Annotated in this window: 16 protein-coding genes; 14 read left to right on the forward strand and 2 right to left on the reverse strand. The window is 58.5% G+C overall.

Annotation, left to right across the window (positions count from 1 at the left end; translation table 11 throughout):
* The first annotated feature begins 283 nt into the window (after positions 1 to 283).
* Positions 284 to 1663 carry a CHASE3 domain-containing protein gene (locus HYPMC_RS03230; protein ID WP_244420969.1) on the forward strand — a complete coding sequence of 460 codons (1380 nt, stop codon included), beginning with the start codon at positions 284 to 286 and terminating at the stop codon, positions 1661 to 1663.
* 45 nt (positions 1664 to 1708) lie between these two features.
* Here HYPMC_RS03230 and HYPMC_RS03235 read toward each other — a convergent pair whose 3' ends face one another.
* The gene (locus HYPMC_RS03235) at positions 1709 to 2143 is read right to left on the reverse strand and encodes a response regulator (protein WP_013946349.1); all 435 of its coding nucleotides are present in this window, start codon (positions 2141 to 2143) and stop codon (positions 1709 to 1711) included.
* A gap of 170 nt (positions 2144 to 2313) precedes the next feature.
* Entirely contained in the window at positions 2314 to 4293 is a 1980-nt protein-coding gene (locus HYPMC_RS03240) for a sensor histidine kinase (protein ID WP_155831169.1), read from the reverse strand.
* Positions 4294 to 4502: 209 nt separating this feature from the next.
* On the opposite strand from HYPMC_RS03240, the gene HYPMC_RS03245 reads away from it, so the two are divergent.
* The 13 genes from HYPMC_RS03245 to HYPMC_RS03305 all read left to right on the forward strand — a co-directional run bounded on the left by HYPMC_RS03245 (position 4503) and on the right by HYPMC_RS03305 (position 16768).
* A complete protein-coding gene (locus HYPMC_RS03245; protein ID WP_013946352.1) occupies positions 4503 to 4874 on the forward strand; it encodes a hypothetical protein in 372 nt (123 codons plus the stop codon).
* Between the two features lie 140 nt (positions 4875 to 5014).
* Complete coding sequence (locus HYPMC_RS03250; protein ID WP_013946353.1) at positions 5015 to 5596, forward strand: DUF2796 domain-containing protein; 582 nt, start codon at positions 5015 to 5017, stop codon at positions 5594 to 5596.
* 3 nt (positions 5597 to 5599) lie between these two features.
* The gene (locus tag HYPMC_RS03255; protein ID WP_013946354.1) at positions 5600 to 6358 is read left to right on the forward strand and encodes an ABC transporter ATP-binding protein; all 759 of its coding nucleotides are present in this window, start codon (positions 5600 to 5602) and stop codon (positions 6356 to 6358) included.
* On the forward strand, positions 6355 to 7614 hold the full coding sequence (locus tag HYPMC_RS03260; protein ID WP_013946355.1) for an ABC transporter permease: 1260 nt from the start codon (positions 6355 to 6357) through the stop codon (positions 7612 to 7614). Before HYPMC_RS03255 ends, HYPMC_RS03260 begins: the two co-directional genes overlap by 4 nt.
* A gap of 25 nt (positions 7615 to 7639) precedes the next feature.
* The gene (locus tag HYPMC_RS03265) at positions 7640 to 8215 is read left to right on the forward strand and encodes a DUF3299 domain-containing protein (protein ID WP_013946356.1); all 576 of its coding nucleotides are present in this window, start codon (positions 7640 to 7642) and stop codon (positions 8213 to 8215) included.
* A gap of 201 nt (positions 8216 to 8416) precedes the next feature.
* The gene (locus HYPMC_RS03270; protein WP_013946357.1) at positions 8417 to 9451 is read left to right on the forward strand and encodes a sulfate ABC transporter substrate-binding protein; all 1035 of its coding nucleotides are present in this window, start codon (positions 8417 to 8419) and stop codon (positions 9449 to 9451) included.
* A gap of 252 nt (positions 9452 to 9703) precedes the next feature.
* The gene (locus HYPMC_RS03275; protein ID WP_013946358.1) at positions 9704 to 10444 is read left to right on the forward strand and encodes an alpha/beta hydrolase; all 741 of its coding nucleotides are present in this window, start codon (positions 9704 to 9706) and stop codon (positions 10442 to 10444) included.
* A 118-nt stretch (positions 10445 to 10562) separates the two neighbouring features.
* Positions 10563 to 11906 carry a porin gene (locus HYPMC_RS03280; protein WP_013946359.1) on the forward strand — a complete coding sequence of 448 codons (1344 nt, stop codon included), beginning with the start codon at positions 10563 to 10565 and terminating at the stop codon, positions 11904 to 11906.
* 245 nt (positions 11907 to 12151) lie between these two features.
* A complete protein-coding gene (locus tag HYPMC_RS03285; RefSeq protein WP_024275392.1) occupies positions 12152 to 12787 on the forward strand; it encodes a helix-turn-helix domain-containing protein in 636 nt (211 codons plus the stop codon).
* A 222-nt stretch (positions 12788 to 13009) separates the two neighbouring features.
* Positions 13010 to 13846 carry a sulfate ABC transporter permease subunit CysT gene (gene cysT / locus HYPMC_RS03290; protein ID WP_013946362.1) on the forward strand — a complete coding sequence of 279 codons (837 nt, stop codon included), beginning with the start codon at positions 13010 to 13012 and terminating at the stop codon, positions 13844 to 13846.
* The gene (cysW, locus tag HYPMC_RS03295; RefSeq protein WP_013946363.1) at positions 13846 to 14739 is read left to right on the forward strand and encodes a sulfate ABC transporter permease subunit CysW; all 894 of its coding nucleotides are present in this window, start codon (positions 13846 to 13848) and stop codon (positions 14737 to 14739) included. Before cysT ends, cysW begins: the two co-directional genes overlap by 1 nt.
* Entirely contained in the window at positions 14739 to 15833 is a 1095-nt protein-coding gene (locus HYPMC_RS03300) for a sulfate/molybdate ABC transporter ATP-binding protein (RefSeq protein WP_013946364.1), read from the forward strand. The genes cysW and HYPMC_RS03300 overlap by 1 nt, the downstream gene beginning before the upstream one ends.
* Entirely contained in the window at positions 15830 to 16768 is a 939-nt protein-coding gene (locus HYPMC_RS03305) for a CysB family HTH-type transcriptional regulator (protein ID WP_013946365.1), read from the forward strand. Before HYPMC_RS03300 ends, HYPMC_RS03305 begins: the two co-directional genes overlap by 4 nt.
* The last annotated feature ends 12 nt before the right edge of the window (positions 16769 to 16780 follow it).

Raw genomic sequence — 16780 nt, forward strand, 5'->3', positions numbered from 1 at the left:
GTCTGCTATGGCGCGGAATTGGTGTAGCATGTGCGAAGCCGATTCAGCCGCGTTTACCGAAGCTGTAGTGTGCCGGTGGGCGGGCGCGCGCAAATCATGATAACGTAAAAAGATTAGATCTCGCGGGGGAAAGGTATGGATGTCGTAGCATTCCAGGAGAAGTCCTGGATATGCTGCACTCGTTATGGTTGGTTTCAACATATTTCGGAACGTCTCGTTGTTTCCTACGTGGAACGCGACTCGAACGCTGCTCATTTGGATAGTGATTGCCGTGTTGTCAGGGATGACGGCGATCGTCGCATGGCAGTGGATGGTCAAGTCCGCCGATGAGGTTACACATACGCAGCTCGTCCAGCAGGAACTGACCAAGTGGCTCAGCGCTACGCAGGATCTCGAAAACGGGCAGCTTGGCTATCTGCTGACGAAGGACGAAAGTTATCTGAAGCCCTATCAATCGGCGAAGGGCGCCGTCTCGCTCATCCATAATAACCTCGTCCGTCTGGTCGCCGGTAACGTTGGGCAGATCGCGGTGATTGAGTCGATACACCAGACGATCAAAGAGCGGCTTGAGGTTCTCGACAAGAACATGGTCGCCACGGGTAAGGGCGATGATGTGTCACCTCGTCCGTTTGGCGCCGATGAGTTCGGCGGCAAAATCATGGAGCGGTTGCGAAGCCAGATCGCAGCCGCAAAGCAGCAAGAGCAGATGCTCTATCGCAGGGAACTCAAACAATTTCGTCGACAAAGTTCATGGCTTCTCGGCGCGATGCTGGCCACGCTTCTGGCATGCGCGGCGCTGGCTCTTGTCGCTATGATTCGCGAGCGTCAGCGGGTGGCCGCTCTTGAGCTTACTGCGCTGACCTTGACGTCGGCGAACAGGTCTCTCGAACAGCGCGTAAGGTCGCGTACGGAAGAACTAGCCATCGAGCGCGACCGGGCAGAAGCGGAGCGGGAGCGTGCTGAAGCACTGCTGCGTGACGTTACGCATAGGATCGGCAACACGCTGGCGCTGGTCGTCGGCTTCATCAATTTGCATATTCGGCATACGACGGACCCGAAATCCCTGAAGACGCTGATGGGGGCGCGCGACCGCATCCATGCTATCGCCAGCGCGCAGCGGCGTATCAACGTCGTCAACGATCTGGAACTTGTGCGGATCGATACGCTGATCCAGGCCGTACTCGATGACGTTGTTGAAGCTGCGGGAGAGGACCGTATTGTTCTGATGGTCGACGTGCCGCCGTTGCTTGCGTCGGCGCAGGTTGCGACGTCGCTGTGCGTGCTGACGCAGGAGTTCGTGGTGAATTCCTTCAAGCATGCTTTCGGTGAGAGCGGGTCCGGGTGCGTCAACGTTCTCTTGAAACGGAAGGGCGAGAGCGGCGCTGAACTCGTCGTTGAGGATGATGGCATTGGTCTCGGCGGCGGCGCCGAAGTCTCATCTACCACAGATCATGACGGAGCGGTGCAACACTCCGAGGGGCTCGGAACCAAAATCGCTGCGTTGCTGACGCGACAGTTTTCCGGAACGATTTCTTACGAAACCATGTGCCCTGGAACGGATAAGCCCGGGACGCGTGTGATCGTTACCCTGACGGATCTTATTCTGTCTGACCCTGAGCAGCTGACATCGCCGCGGCACGAAGACCGTTCGCCGTCGGCTTAAGCGGCGGCGTCGTCAAGGCAAGCGCAAGCGCAAGCGTCCTGCAAGTCAGCAGGCAACTTTCCAGCGGGCGGCATAGGCGGGGGACAGGTGCAGAGAACGGGGCTTCGGGCGCGCTGATTGGCCGGTCTTGATGCAATCCGCCACAAATGAAATTGCCAATTTCACGGCCTGCTCGGAGAGCGGCTTCACGAGAACGCCACAAGCCGCAGAGAAGTCTTCCGGAACGCGGCCGGGATTGGACGTCGTGAAGATGACTGTCGTGTGCCGTCCTTCGCTTAGGTGACGTGCCACCGTCGTCCCGGTAGCTCCGTCGCTGAGATGCAGATCGACGAGCGCGAGATCGCACAACGTCGTTTCAGCAAGCTTCAGCGCGCCGCGCGACGATCCCGCGACGCCAACGACCGCATGGCCGAGATTCTTGACAATGGTTTCGAGTTCATCGGCCAGTATCGGTTCATCTTCGGTGATCAGTACGTTCATCGTTTTCCCCGCAGTACAGACGATGCCGGACTACGATTCCACCGAAATGGGGCGGGGCAGCGTCTGTGACTCCGGAAACGTGGCGAACCGAAGAAGGTTCCACATGTGTGACGCGCGCAACGTACGACTGTGTCTTTTTGCTTAACTTCGGTCCGTGGCCGACGCCGTTTTCAGACGGAGGGTTCAGCTTCGCGACCGCCGCGCACTCCTACGTTTGCCAGCGGGCCTGTCAGAGTCCACTTGAAGCCGTCGATGCCGGAGGCGGCATGGACCGACAGTTTTAGACCTTGGGTCGAGAATCTTTCCACGACGGATCGGCCGTAACCTCTTGGTCCGTCTATGAGAAATGGCGGACCTCCGGTCTCGTGCCAGATGATCTCGATGGTTTCGGCGTCAGAAAAGGTCCATGACAGTCGGACTTCCCCCTTTGCTGATGAAAGCGCGCCATGCTCGACCGCGTTGAGTGCAAGTTCTGTCAGGACCATGCCAAATGACTGTGCAGCTTCCGGAGTCAATGACACCGGGGGCCCGGAGACACTGATGCGATCCGCGTCGGTTCGTGCGACCGCGCCGATTTCGGCTGAAGCCAGAGTTGCGAGATCGACACATTGCCAGTCGGAGGCGACAATCAGATCTTGCGATGCAGCAAGACCGGCGACCCGCAATGTGAAATCTTTCAAATGCGATTTAACATCGACGGCATCGCGCGCCGTCAGACGGGCCATGGCCAGGATCAGCGCCAGAAGGTTTTTCGAGCGGTGGGAAACTTCGCGAAGCAGCGCGTCTGTGCGCGTCAGGCTGACCTTCAGGTCCGTAACGTCGTATGCAACTCCGGACAGCACAGAGATCTTTTCGCGGGCAATTTTCGTTGCGGCGCCGCGGACGGCGATCCAGCGGCCTTCACCGTCCGGACGTCGTACGCGGACTTCGACGGCGAGCGGCGTCATGTTCGCAAGAGCGGCCGAGATTGCGCTGAGCAGGGGGCGGCGGTCACTCGGTTCGACAAGTCGCAGCAGGCGATGGGCGAGCTGATCGCCATTTACCGCGTGGCCGAATATCCGGGCGATTTCGGCGTCCCAATGGATCGCGCCTGACCGGAGGTCCCATTCCCAAACGCCGACGTTGCCGGCTTTCAGTGCCGCGCGCATGCGATCATCGGCCGGTGGGATGGACATCAGGCCAGATCTCGTTTTTGACGGGCGATCAATTGACGATGACATGCGGGGAGCTTGGGCCAAATCCGAGTTCGATTCTTCTATTACGCTCCGTGTTAACAGTGTCGCTCCGGTAAACGAAGCAATGGCGAGCAATGAAGAAATCGCCACGAAGGTCATCCAGTTGCGCCGGGTGTGAAGTTCTATGGATCGGGATGGAACGCCGGCCGCAATTTTCCAGCCGAATTGCGACGTATCGGCGAACGCTTCGACGAGGGAGGGGTTGTCTGCCGCCCCGGAATAGGACGCCTTGAGAGGCTTGCCATTGGCCTCGGCGTAAACTTGGCCATCGCCGCCCACGATAGAAATCGACCACGGACCGTCCGAAACGAAATTCTTCAATGTTGCGGCGAGATAGGCCGACGGAATGCGCGCTTGGAGCAGGACAGGAGGTGCGGCCTTATCGGTCGATGCGATCCAGATGTTCACTCCGCCTTTCGCTGCGATGCCGTAGGGTGTGATCTGGGGCGCAAGGGTCGCTAGGGCAGCAGCAGCTGCGCTGCGCGCGGGCGCGTCGAGCGCGGCGATGGCGGCATCGGCGCCGCTGGTTGGAGACAGCAGATCGAGGTTGGCCGCGCGATTGAAGACGAGAATGCCGTTACGGCCAAGTTCCGATTTCAGATGGTCATAAACGCTTTCCGAAGCTTCTGCCGGAGGGCTGGCGAGTTCCTTAAGGTTGGAAACGAGGCTTGCCATGCGTTCATCGAAATAGGACGCCGCCAGCAACGCCCGGCTTTGAGCGGACTGATGCAGAATGCTCAATTCGCGTGCATGTAGCTGGGTCAGCAGGTAGGCGGCGAACGTCAGCGACGGCAGGAGGATACCGAGGCAAAGCGCGTAAGCGAGCAGGCGGGACGGCTCTCTTGGAAAGAGGAAGTGCGGCAGCATTCGAGCGAGATGAGGTTTGAAGAACCTCTGCAATAGATTATTGTTCACAATCCGCTTCTTATCGTCGTCATGGTTCGCCAGACCCTGCCGTCAAATGAAAATGCCCAATTGTCTCAATGGTTCCCTCTTGCGCTTTGGACTTATTCTGAGCGTTATCCATCTTGGCACGGGGTTGCCGGGATGTCGCCGTCTGCGAACGCCACGATTGTGACACAAGATCGGTCGAACTCTGCGCCGGGCAAGATGTTTGGGGATCGATGATCAGCGCGCGACTCCGCCTGAGACTGCTTTGGCTGACGCTTTTCGCGTTCGGCGTGCAGATGGCTGTTGCCGACTTTCATCATCACATTTCGCGCGGCACGGGCATTGAATCCCGAGCGATGACGGCGGGCATGTGCCGTCCGTCAAATGACCGCCCTTGCGCGCCTCGCCAGAATGATCACGACGGTTGCATTCTGTGTTGGGCGACGGCAATAGCGGCGACGTCGCTCACGCCGGTTTCATTCGACATGCCGCTGCCGGCCGTCGCGCATGGTGTTCGGCTCCAAGCCGACGAACCGCAGACGGTCAGCCTCGCACGGCTAACGGAAGTGCGGGCGCGGGGCCCGCCGCCCATCGCACGCGGCTGATAGCCGACACTGCGCGGCGAACTGCTTTCCTTTTTTGATTCAATGCCGGTCAGGGCGCGAGGGCACCACAGCCTCGGTTCATGCCGGCTAGCGCGGCGCATGCGTGGCATGCCGCAACGTATCACCCGTTGGAGATTTTCATGATGACCGCTTCGACAGCCAGATCGACAATCGCGTCCTTGGCCATTCTCGTGTCGCTGCCCGTTCTCGCGGACCAGGCCGAGCATCGCCAACTCGGACCGCATGTGCACGGTCAGGGTACGCTCGATATCGCCATCGAAGGCAACAAGATCGAGATGGAGCTTGTTGCCCCCGGCATGGACATTGTCGGGTTCGAGCACGTCGCAACGACGGATGAGCAGAAGGCGAAGGTCGAGAAAGCCAAGGCGCAGCTCGCAGATGTACTGAATGTCTTCAAGCTGCCGTCCGCTGCAAAGTGCAAGACCGACACGGCGAATGTCGAAAGCCGCAAGGAAACACATCATCCGGGCGAAAAGGATGATGACGACGACAAGCCGGGCGAGCCGCAGCATTCAGAGTTTCACGCGACTTACACCATCACGTGCGAGGCGCCGGAAAGAGTCACGGGCTTGGAAACAGCATACTTCACCGACTTTGCAGGTGGTCAGCTGCTGAATGTCAACGTCACGACGCCGAAAGGGCAGACGCAGGCGCAGATGACGCGCGAAAAGCCGACGCTCGATCTCACGGGCGTGATGTAAGCGATGAACGAGCTGATGGTGGCTTCACCGGCGGCCGCGAGAGAGGGCAAGAGCCCTCTCGATGCGGTTTCATTCGCTGATGTCAGGTATTCGTGGCCGGGACCGTCTCCGTTCACGCTGACAATCAATCGCTTCAAACTTCGCCGCGGCGAGAAGCTTTTGCTGCTCGGGCCGTCGGGCAGCGGGAAGAGCACGTTTCTCAGTCTGCTTGCCGGCATCGTCGTACCGGATAGTGGCAGGATCGAAGTGAGCGGCGAGGACATGGCGGCACTCGGCGGCGCCGCGCGCGACCGGTTTCGCGTCGACCACTTCGGAATCATTTTTCAGATGTTCAATCTGCTTCCTTATGGATCGCTGATCGACAACGTGCTTTTGCCGCTCCGCTTTTCGAAGTTGCGCCGTGAGAATGCGTTGCGTGAGGGGCCTTTGGAAGATGTCGCGAAACGCCTTTTGCTGGCGCTGGGCCTCGATGAAACCGTGATCGCGACGAGCAAGGCCGCTAGCTTGAGCGTCGGTCAGCAGCAGCGTGTGGCCGCGGCACGCGCATTGATCGGCGCACCGCAAATCATCGTGGCCGACGAGCCGACGTCGGCGCTCGACCGAAACACGGAAGGCGCATTTCTGAAACTACTCTTTGCGCAAAGCAGGGAGGTGGATGCCAGCGTAATCATGGTCAGCCACGATGAAGGACTATCTGCGCATTTCGACCGGGTCGTCCCCCTGCAGGATATCGCTCAATCGCAGCGCGGTGGCCGGTCATGATGATTGCGCGACTTGCCTTTCAATCGCTGCTCAATCGCTGGGTGACGGCGCTGTTGACGGTCCTCGCCATCGCGATGAGCGTCATGCTTCTGCTCGGTGTCGAGAAGGTACGGACGGGTGCGCGCGAGAGCTTCGCCGATACCATTTCCGGCACGGATCTCATCGTCGGCGCGCGAAGCGGCAGCTTGAACCTGCTGCTTTACTCGGTATTTCGCATCGGCAACGCCACCAACAACGTGACGTGGAAGAGCTATCAGGATATCGCCAAGATGCCTGAGGTCTCCTGGATCGTGCCGCTGTCGCTGGGGGACAGCCATCATGGCTTCCGCGTGCTCGGTACCAATCAGGATTATTTCACACATTACAAATTCCGCCACGGGCAGACGATGCAGTTTGCGGCAGGAGGGCCGTTCAAGGATTTGTTCGATGCCGTGATTGGTTCGGATGTGGCTGGGCAACTCGGTTACAAGGTCGGTGACAAGATCATCGTGGCGCACGGTGTCGGCTCGATCTCGTTCATCGAGCACGAGGACAAGCCGTTTCGCGTCTCGGGCATTCTGGCGAAGACCGGAACGCCGATTGATCGCACGGTGCATGTCAGCCTCGAAGCGATCGAGGCTATTCACATCGACTGGCAGAACGGTGCGCCGGTGCCGGGGCAGAGCATATCGGCGGATCAAGTGCGCAAGATGGATTTGACGCCGCGGGCCATTACGGCGGCGCTGGTGGGTCTGAAATCCAAGCTCGCGACATTCAAAGTGCAACGGCGGATCAACAATTATGAGGAAGAGCCGTTGTCCGCGATCATGCCAGGCGTTGCCCTGCAAGAGCTTTGGGGACTGATCGGAACGGCGGAGACGGCACTGTCCGTGGTCTCGGCGATGGTGGTCGCAACGGCACTACTCGGTATGGTGACGATGATCTTGACGACGCTCAACGAGCGACGACGCGAAATGGCTATTTTGCGATCTGTCGGTGCGACGCCGGCGACGGTGCTCGGGCTCCTCGCGGTCGAAGGAGGGCTGCTGACACTTGCCGGCGTGGCCATTGGCACGGTGGGACTCTATGTCGGGCTTTATGTGGCGCAGCCTTACATCGATCACACGTATGGTCTGAGCCTTCCTATTGATCCCCCACGCCCTGACGAGTGGTTGAAGCTCGGCGCGATCGTCGTGGCCGGTTTCCTGGCCGGACTGCTACCCGCGTTGCGTGCCTACAGGCTGTCGCTCGCCGACGGCATGATGGTTAGAATTTGAGATGAAGCCTCGATTGGAGGAGAACATGACGTCGGTATTCGTGTCGGTGTCGAGGGCGTTTCTGCCGCTCGCGCTTCTCGCTGGAATGGCGTCGGGTGCAGCGGCCGAATCTCCGCGGCAACTGAAATGGGCGGATCTCATTCCGAAGACCATGCCAGCCGCCAATACGGTGATGAAGTCCAAGACGTTCTTCGGCGGTTCGGTGCCATTGTCGGATGCCGGTCCGCCTCCACCGCCGTTGCCCGAGGGGCGCTTCATGTCGGTGAAGCGGCATCAACCGGGCGACGACCGGCCTCCGGCTATTGTCCAAGCGCTTAACGGTCAGACCGTTTCGATCGGAGGGTATGTCGTGCCGCTCGACTTCGATGCGACGACGGTGAAGGAGTTTCTGTTGGTGCCGTTTGTCGGCGCGTGCATTCACGTGCCGCCGCCGCCGGCGAACCAGATCATCTACGTGAAAGCCGACAAGGGATTCGAAGTCGGCGGGCAATTCGATCCGGTGACCGTGACCGGGAAAATCAGCACGAGTCTTGCTTCGACGGGGCTGGCGGATGCCGGCTATACGATGGACGCGAACAGTGTGGAGCCACGAAAGCAATAGAGCGATGCGAGGCTACCCGGAGGATGAAAATCTTCGCGGGTGGCCTTAACTAGACGACTATTTTACGCTGTGGCCAATTCGAGGTGTGGGTGTTCTACGACACCCCGTCTCTCATAAGCTCAGCAGTTCTTCTTCGTTCGCGGAGGGCATATCGCCCAATAGGTTCGCTTTCAAGTTAACGCACACTTGAGAGGTTCCCTTATGTCATTCCATACTTTGACCCGCCGAACCGCCATCGGCGCGGCGCTCGGCCTGGGCCTCGCCGGATTTTCCGGCCTCGCTGTCGCCAAAGACATCACGCTGCTCAACGTCTCATACGATCCGACGCGCGAGCTTTATCAGGCCTACAACAAGGAATTCGCATCGTGGTGGAAAGCCAAGACCGGCGACACAGTCACGATCAAGCAATCGCATGGCGGCTCCGGGAAGCAGGCGCGGGCGGTCATTGATGGTCTTGATGCCGACGTTGTAACGCTGGCTCTGGCCGCAGACATCGACGCCCTGCATAAGAACGGCGATCTGGTCAAAGCCGACTGGATCAAGCAATTCCCGAACAATTCGGCGCCTTACACGTCAACAATCGTGTTCCTTGTCCGTAAGGGCAATCCGAAGGGCATCAAGGACTGGCCGGATCTTGCCAAGGACGGCGTCGAGGTCGTTACACCGAACCCGAAGACGTCGGGCGGCGCGCGCTGGAATTATCTCGCGGCGTGGGGCTATGCGCTAAAGCAGCCGGGGGGCAATGAGCAGACGGCGAAGGATTTCGTTGGCAAAATCTACAAGAACACCAAGGTTCTCGATTCCGGTGCACGCGGATCGACGACGACATTCGTCGAGCGCGGCATCGGCGATGTGCTGATTGCTTGGGAAAACGAAGCGTATCTTTCGCTCAAAGAACTTGGTCCAGACAAGTTCGAAATTGTGACGCCTTCGGTGTCCATCCTCGCTGAGCCGAATGTCGCGGTTGTCGATAAGGTCGTCGACAAGCACGGTACGCGAGAGGTCGCGCACGCCTATCTCGAGCATCTCTACAGCGAACCGGCGCAGGAGATCGCAGCGAAGAGCTTCTATCGTCCCCGTGACGAGAAAGTCGCCGCTAAATACGCAAGCCAGTTCGCACCTGTGAAGACTTTCACCGTCGACGATGTTTTCGGCGGTTGGGCGAAGGCGCAGGCCAAGCACTTTGCTGACGGCGGCATCTTCGATCAGATCTATACGCCCGGAAATAAAAGCTGAAGCCTTCAATTTAAAGCCGTGCGCCGCGCCAATTCTGATGTTCTCATTGCAACTTTTGCCAATGGGCGTGGGATTGGGCGGCGCGCGAAGGATCATCAGAAGAGAGAACCGAACCGATGCGAATGCATAAGCGCGAGAGTTGTTGCCTGGGGGGCTTCCAGAAATGTCGAATGTCTTCGGCGCCAGCCTTCCCGACGAACGAACCCATAAACTCAAGAGCCGCTTACGGCTCTGCATTCGAGGATGACTTTCATGTCCACGACCCTCATCGTGCCTAGCCTCCATTCTAGCGGTCCGACGCATTGGCAGACTTGGCTTCAGCATCGCGTCGCTGGCAGCGTCCGCATCACGCAACGCAATTGGAACGATCCGCATCTGCCGGAATGGTCGGCTCGGATCAGACGTGAGATCGTCCGGGCTCAGGGATCGATCTTCATCGCTGCCCACTCGTTCGGCGTCCTTGCCGCTGTACAAGCTGCCAGCGATCACGCGGAACGAATCAGCGGTGTGCTGCTCGTTGCACCGGCCGACCCCGAACACTTTGGCGTCGCCGATTTTCTTCCGGCGAAACGGCTGGCCTTTCCAACGATCGTCGTTGCGAGCAGCAACGATCCGTGGATGTCGGCAGAGGCGGCTGAGCGTTGGTCGCGTTTTTGGGGAGCCGATTACCTCAATCTCGGTGCCGCGGGCCATATCAATGCTGAAGCCGGGTTCGGCCCATGGCCAGAGGCTTTGACACTGCTCGAACGGTTGCGAAAGGCAGCGGAATTTCGTCAGTCTTCGGAGCGGCTTGCGGCTCTCAGCCTGCTGCAGTCGCGCTTCCAGACAAAGCATTTGCTAGCGAGACGGCCTTACGGATTTCGGAGGCGCGAAGGGAGTTCGGCCGATGTTCGGGACCTCGGCGGAGCTGCTGCCGTGCTGCGCGCGGCGGGGTGGGCCGTGCATGGCCCCGACTCTGATATCATAGGTGGCAAGATAGCCACTCCGCTATGACAGAAAAGTGTAATGGACGCGTTGAGCAATTGACACGGCCCGGCGTCCACAAAGAAAGTTATTGAAAACAAAGCGGTAGGCAGAGGCAAATTCTGCCAATCTTATGGGGTCTGACGGCATGAAGCGAGTGTGGGGAAAAAGGCGGGCGTGGCAATATGGGGCTGCCGTTCTTTTGATTGGCGGCTGGGCGATGCCCGCCGCTGCTGCAGATCTCGGGGGAGATTGCTGCGCGGATCTTGAAGAGCGTGTTGCCGAGCTGGAGGCTACGACGGCACGTAAAGGCAATCGCAAAGTCAGCCTGACGGTTTCCGGCTGGGTCAACGAGAATGTCATCTGGTGGGACGACGGCCACGAAAGCAACGCCTACGTCGGAACCAACCCGGTTGAGCAGTCGCGCTTCAGATTCGTCGGCGAAGCGCGGGTCACTCCGGATCTTTCGGCCGGCTATTTGCTCGAGATCGGCGTTTGGGGTGGCAATAGCTCGAGGTTCGATCAAAACAGTCCGGACGGTTCGACAGGTTCCAACAGTCTTCTTGTTCGCAAAAGCAGCTGGTACCTGAAGAGCAAAACCTTCGGCAAAGTGTCCGTCGGACAGGAAAGTACGGCGACCTACCACTTGCTCGACGATGCCGACACGACGATGACGCGAAACTTCTACGATGCGGAAGGTGCGCCGGATTACATGCAGAACTTCTTCCTGCGTGACCGCGCGGGCAATAAAGTCGGTCCCGGCGCGGGCTTGCGATGGAGCGATGCGCTGCGCGGGTTCAACAACTCGACGCCCGGTGACAGCGGTCGCCGCAACGTCGTGCGCTATGAAACGCCGACGTTTGGAGGCTTCACCTTTGCAACCTCGTGGGGCGAGGACGATGTCTGGGACATGCTTGTCTCTTATGTCGGGCAAGCGGGCGACTTTAGATATACAGCCCGCGCCGGTTACGGAAACTCGACTGACGGTGCTTCGACGCCGTGCCAAGGATCGGCCACCGCTCCTTATAACGGCATGAATTGCGAGTGGTGGGGCGTTGCGGGTCTTATTCAGCACGTGCCGACAGGACTGTATGTTTACAGCGGGTACGGCGACCAAAATAATGATACCCGCGCCGATCTCGTTGCTCCGGGCATCAAGAACCTCGTAGATGACAACGATCTCACCTGGTTCGTACAGGGCGGCATCGAGAATAAATGGAATTCGTTCGGCAAGACGAACTTCTTCGGCGAATATCGGCGTGATGAAGCTGGTTCGAATGTAACGGCCACGGGCACAGTTCAGACGCAGAATGCCAACATCAACTTCTGGGCGCTTGGTGCTGCGCAAAACTTCGAAGCGGCCGAGATGACGATGTATCTCGTCTACCAGCATGTTGATGGCGACGTCACCGTTGGGAATGTCGCAAATACGGCACCGACCGACCTGTCGGCCATCCAGCAGGTCATCGCCGGCGCTAAGATCAACTTCTGATTTCGGGCGTATGCCCGAGGTCAACGTACAAAAATCTGACCCTCCCGTCAGAGTCTCGCGAGAAGGAGGACTATTGCATGTCCTCCTTCTCGCAATTTTATAAGAAGCACTGTCATTTTCCGGGCGGCCGTTATTGAAGGCGCCGCATAAGCTCAGCAATTCTTCTTCGTTCTGACGGTATCGTAGCTCGGCTATCTGTATTCGCAGAGGATCACTCAACTGCGAGTAGGCCGATGGCGATTGCGATGGCAAGAAAAGAAGACAGTCCGCAGCTTCACTCGATCGCGGGTGCATCGACTAAGCTGTCGATGATCGTCGGCGAAAATCTCCGTCATCTTCGCCGCCGGCAAGGGTTGTCTCTGGAGCAGCTTGCCTCCGTTTCTGGCGTCAGCCGGGCGATGCTCGGGCAGATTGAGACAGGCAAAAGCGCGCCGACCATCAACCTATTGGGCCGCATTGCTGAAGCTTTGAACGTCTCGGTTTCCGGGCTGATTTCGAGCCCTGGCGTCAAAGGCACAATCGTCATTCCGCATGATCGCGCAACCATTGTGGCGTCGAGCGAAGGCGGATTTATCCGCCGCGCGCTTTTTCCATGGGGCGAACCGCAGAGCGTGGAGATCTATGAGGTGACGATCGCACCGCATTTCATCGAGACGTTCCGGACGTCGCCGGCGGGCAGCAAAAAAACACTGGTGATGATCGCCGGTCATTTGGAAATTACGGTCGGCGAAGAGACGCCAATGCGTCTTTCGAGCGGTGATGCCGCCCTTTTCAACGGCGATGCTGCGCATACCTTTTTCAATCCCGGCGAAAAAGACGCAAAGGCATTGCTTGTCTCGAGCTCGTTTGAAGCAACGAGTTCTCGTAAACGCCAAGTCTGACGTCATCTCTCCCATTCATTCGGCAATCGAAAATGCTTAGCAACTCTTCTTCGTTAGAGGGGCGCGGCCTCTCACATAGTGTGCACTCTGTTCGCATTAGCAGAGGCGCGGAAATGATCCTCAATACGCAGATCTTGGGCACCGTGGTTGCCTGGGCGACGGTTCTGGCCGTCTCCGGCTTCATCGTTGCCGTCGCGCTTCTGGCCTAGGATTTAGCGGGTCATGGCAAGCGCTTCACGCAAACGCGTTCTTCCGGGATTCGGATTGTCGCTCGGGTTTACGCTCGCGTACCTGTCGCTGATCGTCCTTATTCCGCTGTCGGCCGTTTTCTTCAAAACCGCGACGATGTCGTGGGGTGAGTTCTGGTCAGCGGTCGCTGCACCGCGAGTTGTCGCGTCTTACAAATTGACGTTCGGCGCGTCGCTTCTTGCGGCTCTCATCAACGCGGTGTTCGGTTTGCTGCTGGCGTGGGGATTGACGCGCTACACATTTCCCGGTCGCAAGATCGTCGACGCGCTGATCGACCTGCCGTTCGCTTTGCCGACGGCGGTCGCAGGCATCGCGCTGACCGCCATTTATGCGAAGAACGGCTGGATTGGCAGTCTCTTGGAGCCGCTTGGCATCAAGGTCGCGTTCACGCCGCTTGGTGTGCTTGTTGCCCTGACGTTCATCGGCCTGCCGTTCGTCGTCAGAACGGTGCAGCCAGTCCTCGAAGACCTTGAGACGGAATTCGAAGAGGCTGCGGCAAGCCTTGGTGCTAACCGCTGGCAGGCATTCCAACGCGTGGTTTTTCCGGCGTTGTTGCCTGCACTTCTGACGGGCTTCGCGCTGGCATTTGCGCGGGCCGTTGGAGAGTACGGCTCGGTGATTTTCATCGCCGGCAATATCCCGATGGTTTCGGAAATCACACCGCTGATCATCATCACGAAGCTTGAGCAGTTCGATTATCGCGGCGCTACGGCCGTTGCATCGGTGATGCTCGTCTTCTCGTTCATTCTGCTGTTGATCGTGAACGGCTTGCAGGCGTGGACGTCGCGCCGAACTGGGAGGGCGATCTGATGGCCGGTCTTGCTGGTACGTTCGATGCGCGTCTCGACGGGGCGCGAAAGTTCGAAGCCAATCCCGCGACGCGCGATGCTTTTTGGGTGAAAGCCGTCGTGCTCGGACTTGGCCTGACGTTCTTTGCAGTGTTCCTGCTATTGCCATTGATTGCCGTGTTCGCCGAAGCCTTCCGCAAAGGCGTGGACACGTATTTTGCGTCTCTCGTCGAGCCTGACGCGCTGGCATCTATCAGATTGACGCTGTTGGCTGCTGCGATATCGGTGCCGTTAAATCTCGTCTTCGGCGTGGCGGCGGCATGGGCGATCGCGAAATTTCAGTTTCGCGGAAAAAATCTGCTCGTCACCCTGATCGATTTGCCATTTTCGGTATCGCCGGTCATCGCAGGCTTGATTTACGTGCTGATCTTCGGGCTGCAGGGCTGGTTCGGGCCTTGGCTCCGGGATCATGATATCAAGATCATATTCGCGGTGCCGGGCATCGTTCTGGCTACGATCTTCGTGACGTTTCCATTCATTGCGCGCGAGCTTATTCCGTTGATGCAGGCGCAGGGGCGGGACGAAGAGGAAGCAGCGGTTTCGCTTGGCGCCTCAGGTTTTCAGACGTTCCGGCGTGTCACGCTGCCGAACATCAAGTGGGCGCTGATCTATGGCGTGATCCTTTGCAATGCGCGCGCCATGGGTGAGTTCGGCGCCGTGTCGGTCGTGTCCGGGCATATTCGCGGCGAGACCAACACGATGCCGCTGCATGTGGAAATTCTCTACAACGAATATCAATTCGCGGCCGCGTTCGCGGTGGCGTCGCTGCTCGCTCTGTTGGCACTCGTGACGCTGGTGTTGAAGACTTACGTCGAATGGCGTGCAGGCCAGTCGGCTACCGAGGAGCATGGCTGATGAGCATCGAAGTTTTAGCCGTCAACAAGACGTTTGGTACGTTCAAGGCGCTTGACGACATTTCGCTGAAATTCCCGGACGGCGAACTCGTCGCCTTGCTTGGCCCGTCGGGATGCGGAAAGACGACACTTCTGCGCGTGATTGCCGGGCTTGAACACGCCGACAGCGGACGAATATTGCTCGACGGTGTCGACGCGACGGACAAGGACGTGCGGCAGCGGCGCGTCGGGTTCGTGTTTCAGCACTACGCACTGTTCCGGCACATGACTGTGTTCGAGAATATCGCGTTCGGGCTGCGGGTTCGGCCGCGTCGCGAACGGCCGAGTGAGAAAGAGATACGCGCGAAAGTTACGCGTCTACTCGAGCTTGTACAACTTGGTTGGGTTGCAAACCGCTTTCCGTCGCAGCTTTCGGGCGGCCAGCGCCAGCGTATCGCCCTAGCGCGTGCGCTCGCGGTCGAACCGCGCGTTCTTCTTCTCGACGAACCGTTCGGCGCGCTCGATGCAAAAGTACGCAAAGAGCTTCGTCGCTGGCTTCGCACGCTTCACGATGAGCTGCATATCTCGTCGATCTTCGTGACGCACGATCAAGACGAAGCGCTCGAAGTGTCGGACCGCATCGTGCTGATCAACAAGGGGCGAGTCGAGCAGATTGGTGCACCGGGCGAAATCTATCAGTATCCAGAGACGGCGTTCGCCTATGGCTTCATCGGATCCGTCAACGAATTTCGAGGGCGTGTCGAACAAGGCTACGTGCGCATCGGTGACGAGAGGCTTCGCATCGAAGACAAGCATTTCTCCGACGGCCAGCAGGTCGTTGCGTTCAGCCGGCCGCAGGACACTGAGATTGTTTCTTATGACCAGTCTGAGGACGGCGTATCGGCACGCATTAACCGAATTCTGGGCAATGGTGCGCTTGCGCGTGTGGAACTTATTGCTAACGGCGAGGCGCGACAGGGCCGGAAGGAATTCTTTGAAGTGGAAATTCCGGGCCTCGAATTGCAATCACTCGGCCTTTCGGCCGGGCAACGTGTTAAGCTCAAGGCACGCAAATTGAGTGTCTTCTCAGATCAGAACGGTAGCAACGCGTCGTGAATTTCCAGCAACTCCGCATTATTCGAGAAACGCTGCGGCGTAATTTCAATCTGACAGAAGTTGCGAATGCGCTCTACACGTCGCAGTCCGGCGTCTCGAAGCACATCAAGGATCTCGAGGATGAGCTCGGCGTTGAGCTGTTCGTGCGCCGTGGCAAGCGGCTTCTGGGATTGACGGAACCGGGCAAGGAGCTGGCGCAGATCGTCGATCGCATATTGCTCGATACGGCAAACATCAAGCGGCTGGCGGATCAATTCGCAAAGTCGGATCGGGGTGAGATCACCATTGCGACGACACACACGCAGGCGCGGTATGCGTTGCCGGGCCCGATTGCAGCATTCCGAAAGGAGTTTCCCAACGTCCATATGATACTACAGCAAGGCACGCCGAAGGAAATCGCGGCTATGCTGAGCGATGGCACCGCGGACATCGGAATCGCAACCGAGGCGCTGGAAGACACGCCCGAGCATGTGTCGTTTCCATTCTATTCGTGGCACCATGCTGTGATTGTTCCAAAGGGGCATCCGCTCGCCGACGGCGCTCCGTTGACGCTCGATAAGATCGCCGATTGGCCGATCATCACGTATCATGAGGGTTTTACGGGACGTCCGGCAATTGATGCGGCGTTTGCGTCAGCCAATCTTGCTCCTGATATCGTCATGGCCGCGCTCGATGCGGACGTGATCAAGACTTATGTCGAGGTCGGGCTCGGCATCGGCATTGTCGCCTCAATGGCTTACGATGAACAACGAGACACAGGTCTGACTCTGCTCGACACAACGCATCTCTTTCCGCAGTCAACGTCTCGGATTGCGCTACGGCGCGGACGTTTTTTGCGGGGATTCGCCTATCGCTTCATCGAGCTTTGCGCGCCGGCGCTGACCGAGAAGATCGTCAAGGCAGGGACGGCGGCGCCGACTGATGCGTCGGCATAAGAACGCTGATCT

The sequence above is a fragment of the Hyphomicrobium sp. MC1 genome, from assembly GCF_000253295.1.
In the GTDB taxonomy this organism is placed as follows: domain Bacteria; phylum Pseudomonadota; class Alphaproteobacteria; order Rhizobiales; family Hyphomicrobiaceae; genus Hyphomicrobium_B.

Excerpts from the sequence above, each read along its gene's own strand:
- HYPMC_RS03245 (WP_013946352.1), top strand. The coding sequence starts at position 4,503 with ATGATCAGCGCGCGACTCCGCCTGAGACTGCTTTGGCTGACGCTTTTC.
- HYPMC_RS03275 (WP_013946358.1), top strand. The coding sequence starts at position 9,704 with ATGTCCACGACCCTCATCGTGCCTAGCCTCCATTCTAGCGGTCCGACG.
- HYPMC_RS03255 (WP_013946354.1), top strand. The coding sequence starts at position 5,600 with ATGAACGAGCTGATGGTGGCTTCACCGGCGGCCGCGAGAGAGGGCAAG.
- HYPMC_RS03230 (WP_244420969.1), top strand. The coding sequence starts at position 284 with ATGACGGCGATCGTCGCATGGCAGTGGATGGTCAAGTCCGCCGATGAG.
- HYPMC_RS03250 (WP_013946353.1), top strand. The coding sequence starts at position 5,015 with ATGATGACCGCTTCGACAGCCAGATCGACAATCGCGTCCTTGGCCATT.
- HYPMC_RS03300 (WP_013946364.1), top strand. The coding sequence starts at position 14,739 with ATGAGCATCGAAGTTTTAGCCGTCAACAAGACGTTTGGTACGTTCAAG.
- HYPMC_RS03265 (WP_013946356.1), top strand. The coding sequence starts at position 7,640 with ATGACGTCGGTATTCGTGTCGGTGTCGAGGGCGTTTCTGCCGCTCGCG.
- HYPMC_RS03285 (WP_024275392.1), top strand. The coding sequence starts at position 12,152 with ATGGCAAGAAAAGAAGACAGTCCGCAGCTTCACTCGATCGCGGGTGCA.
- HYPMC_RS03235 (WP_013946349.1), bottom strand. The coding sequence starts at position 2,143 with ATGAACGTACTGATCACCGAAGATGAACCGATACTGGCCGATGAACTC.
- cysW (WP_013946363.1), top strand. The coding sequence starts at position 13,846 with ATGGCCGGTCTTGCTGGTACGTTCGATGCGCGTCTCGACGGGGCGCGA.
- HYPMC_RS03260 (WP_013946355.1), top strand. The coding sequence starts at position 6,355 with ATGATGATTGCGCGACTTGCCTTTCAATCGCTGCTCAATCGCTGGGTG.
- HYPMC_RS03280 (WP_013946359.1), top strand. The coding sequence starts at position 10,563 with ATGAAGCGAGTGTGGGGAAAAAGGCGGGCGTGGCAATATGGGGCTGCC.
- cysT (WP_013946362.1), top strand. The coding sequence starts at position 13,010 with ATGGCAAGCGCTTCACGCAAACGCGTTCTTCCGGGATTCGGATTGTCG.
- HYPMC_RS03270 (WP_013946357.1), top strand. The coding sequence starts at position 8,417 with ATGTCATTCCATACTTTGACCCGCCGAACCGCCATCGGCGCGGCGCTC.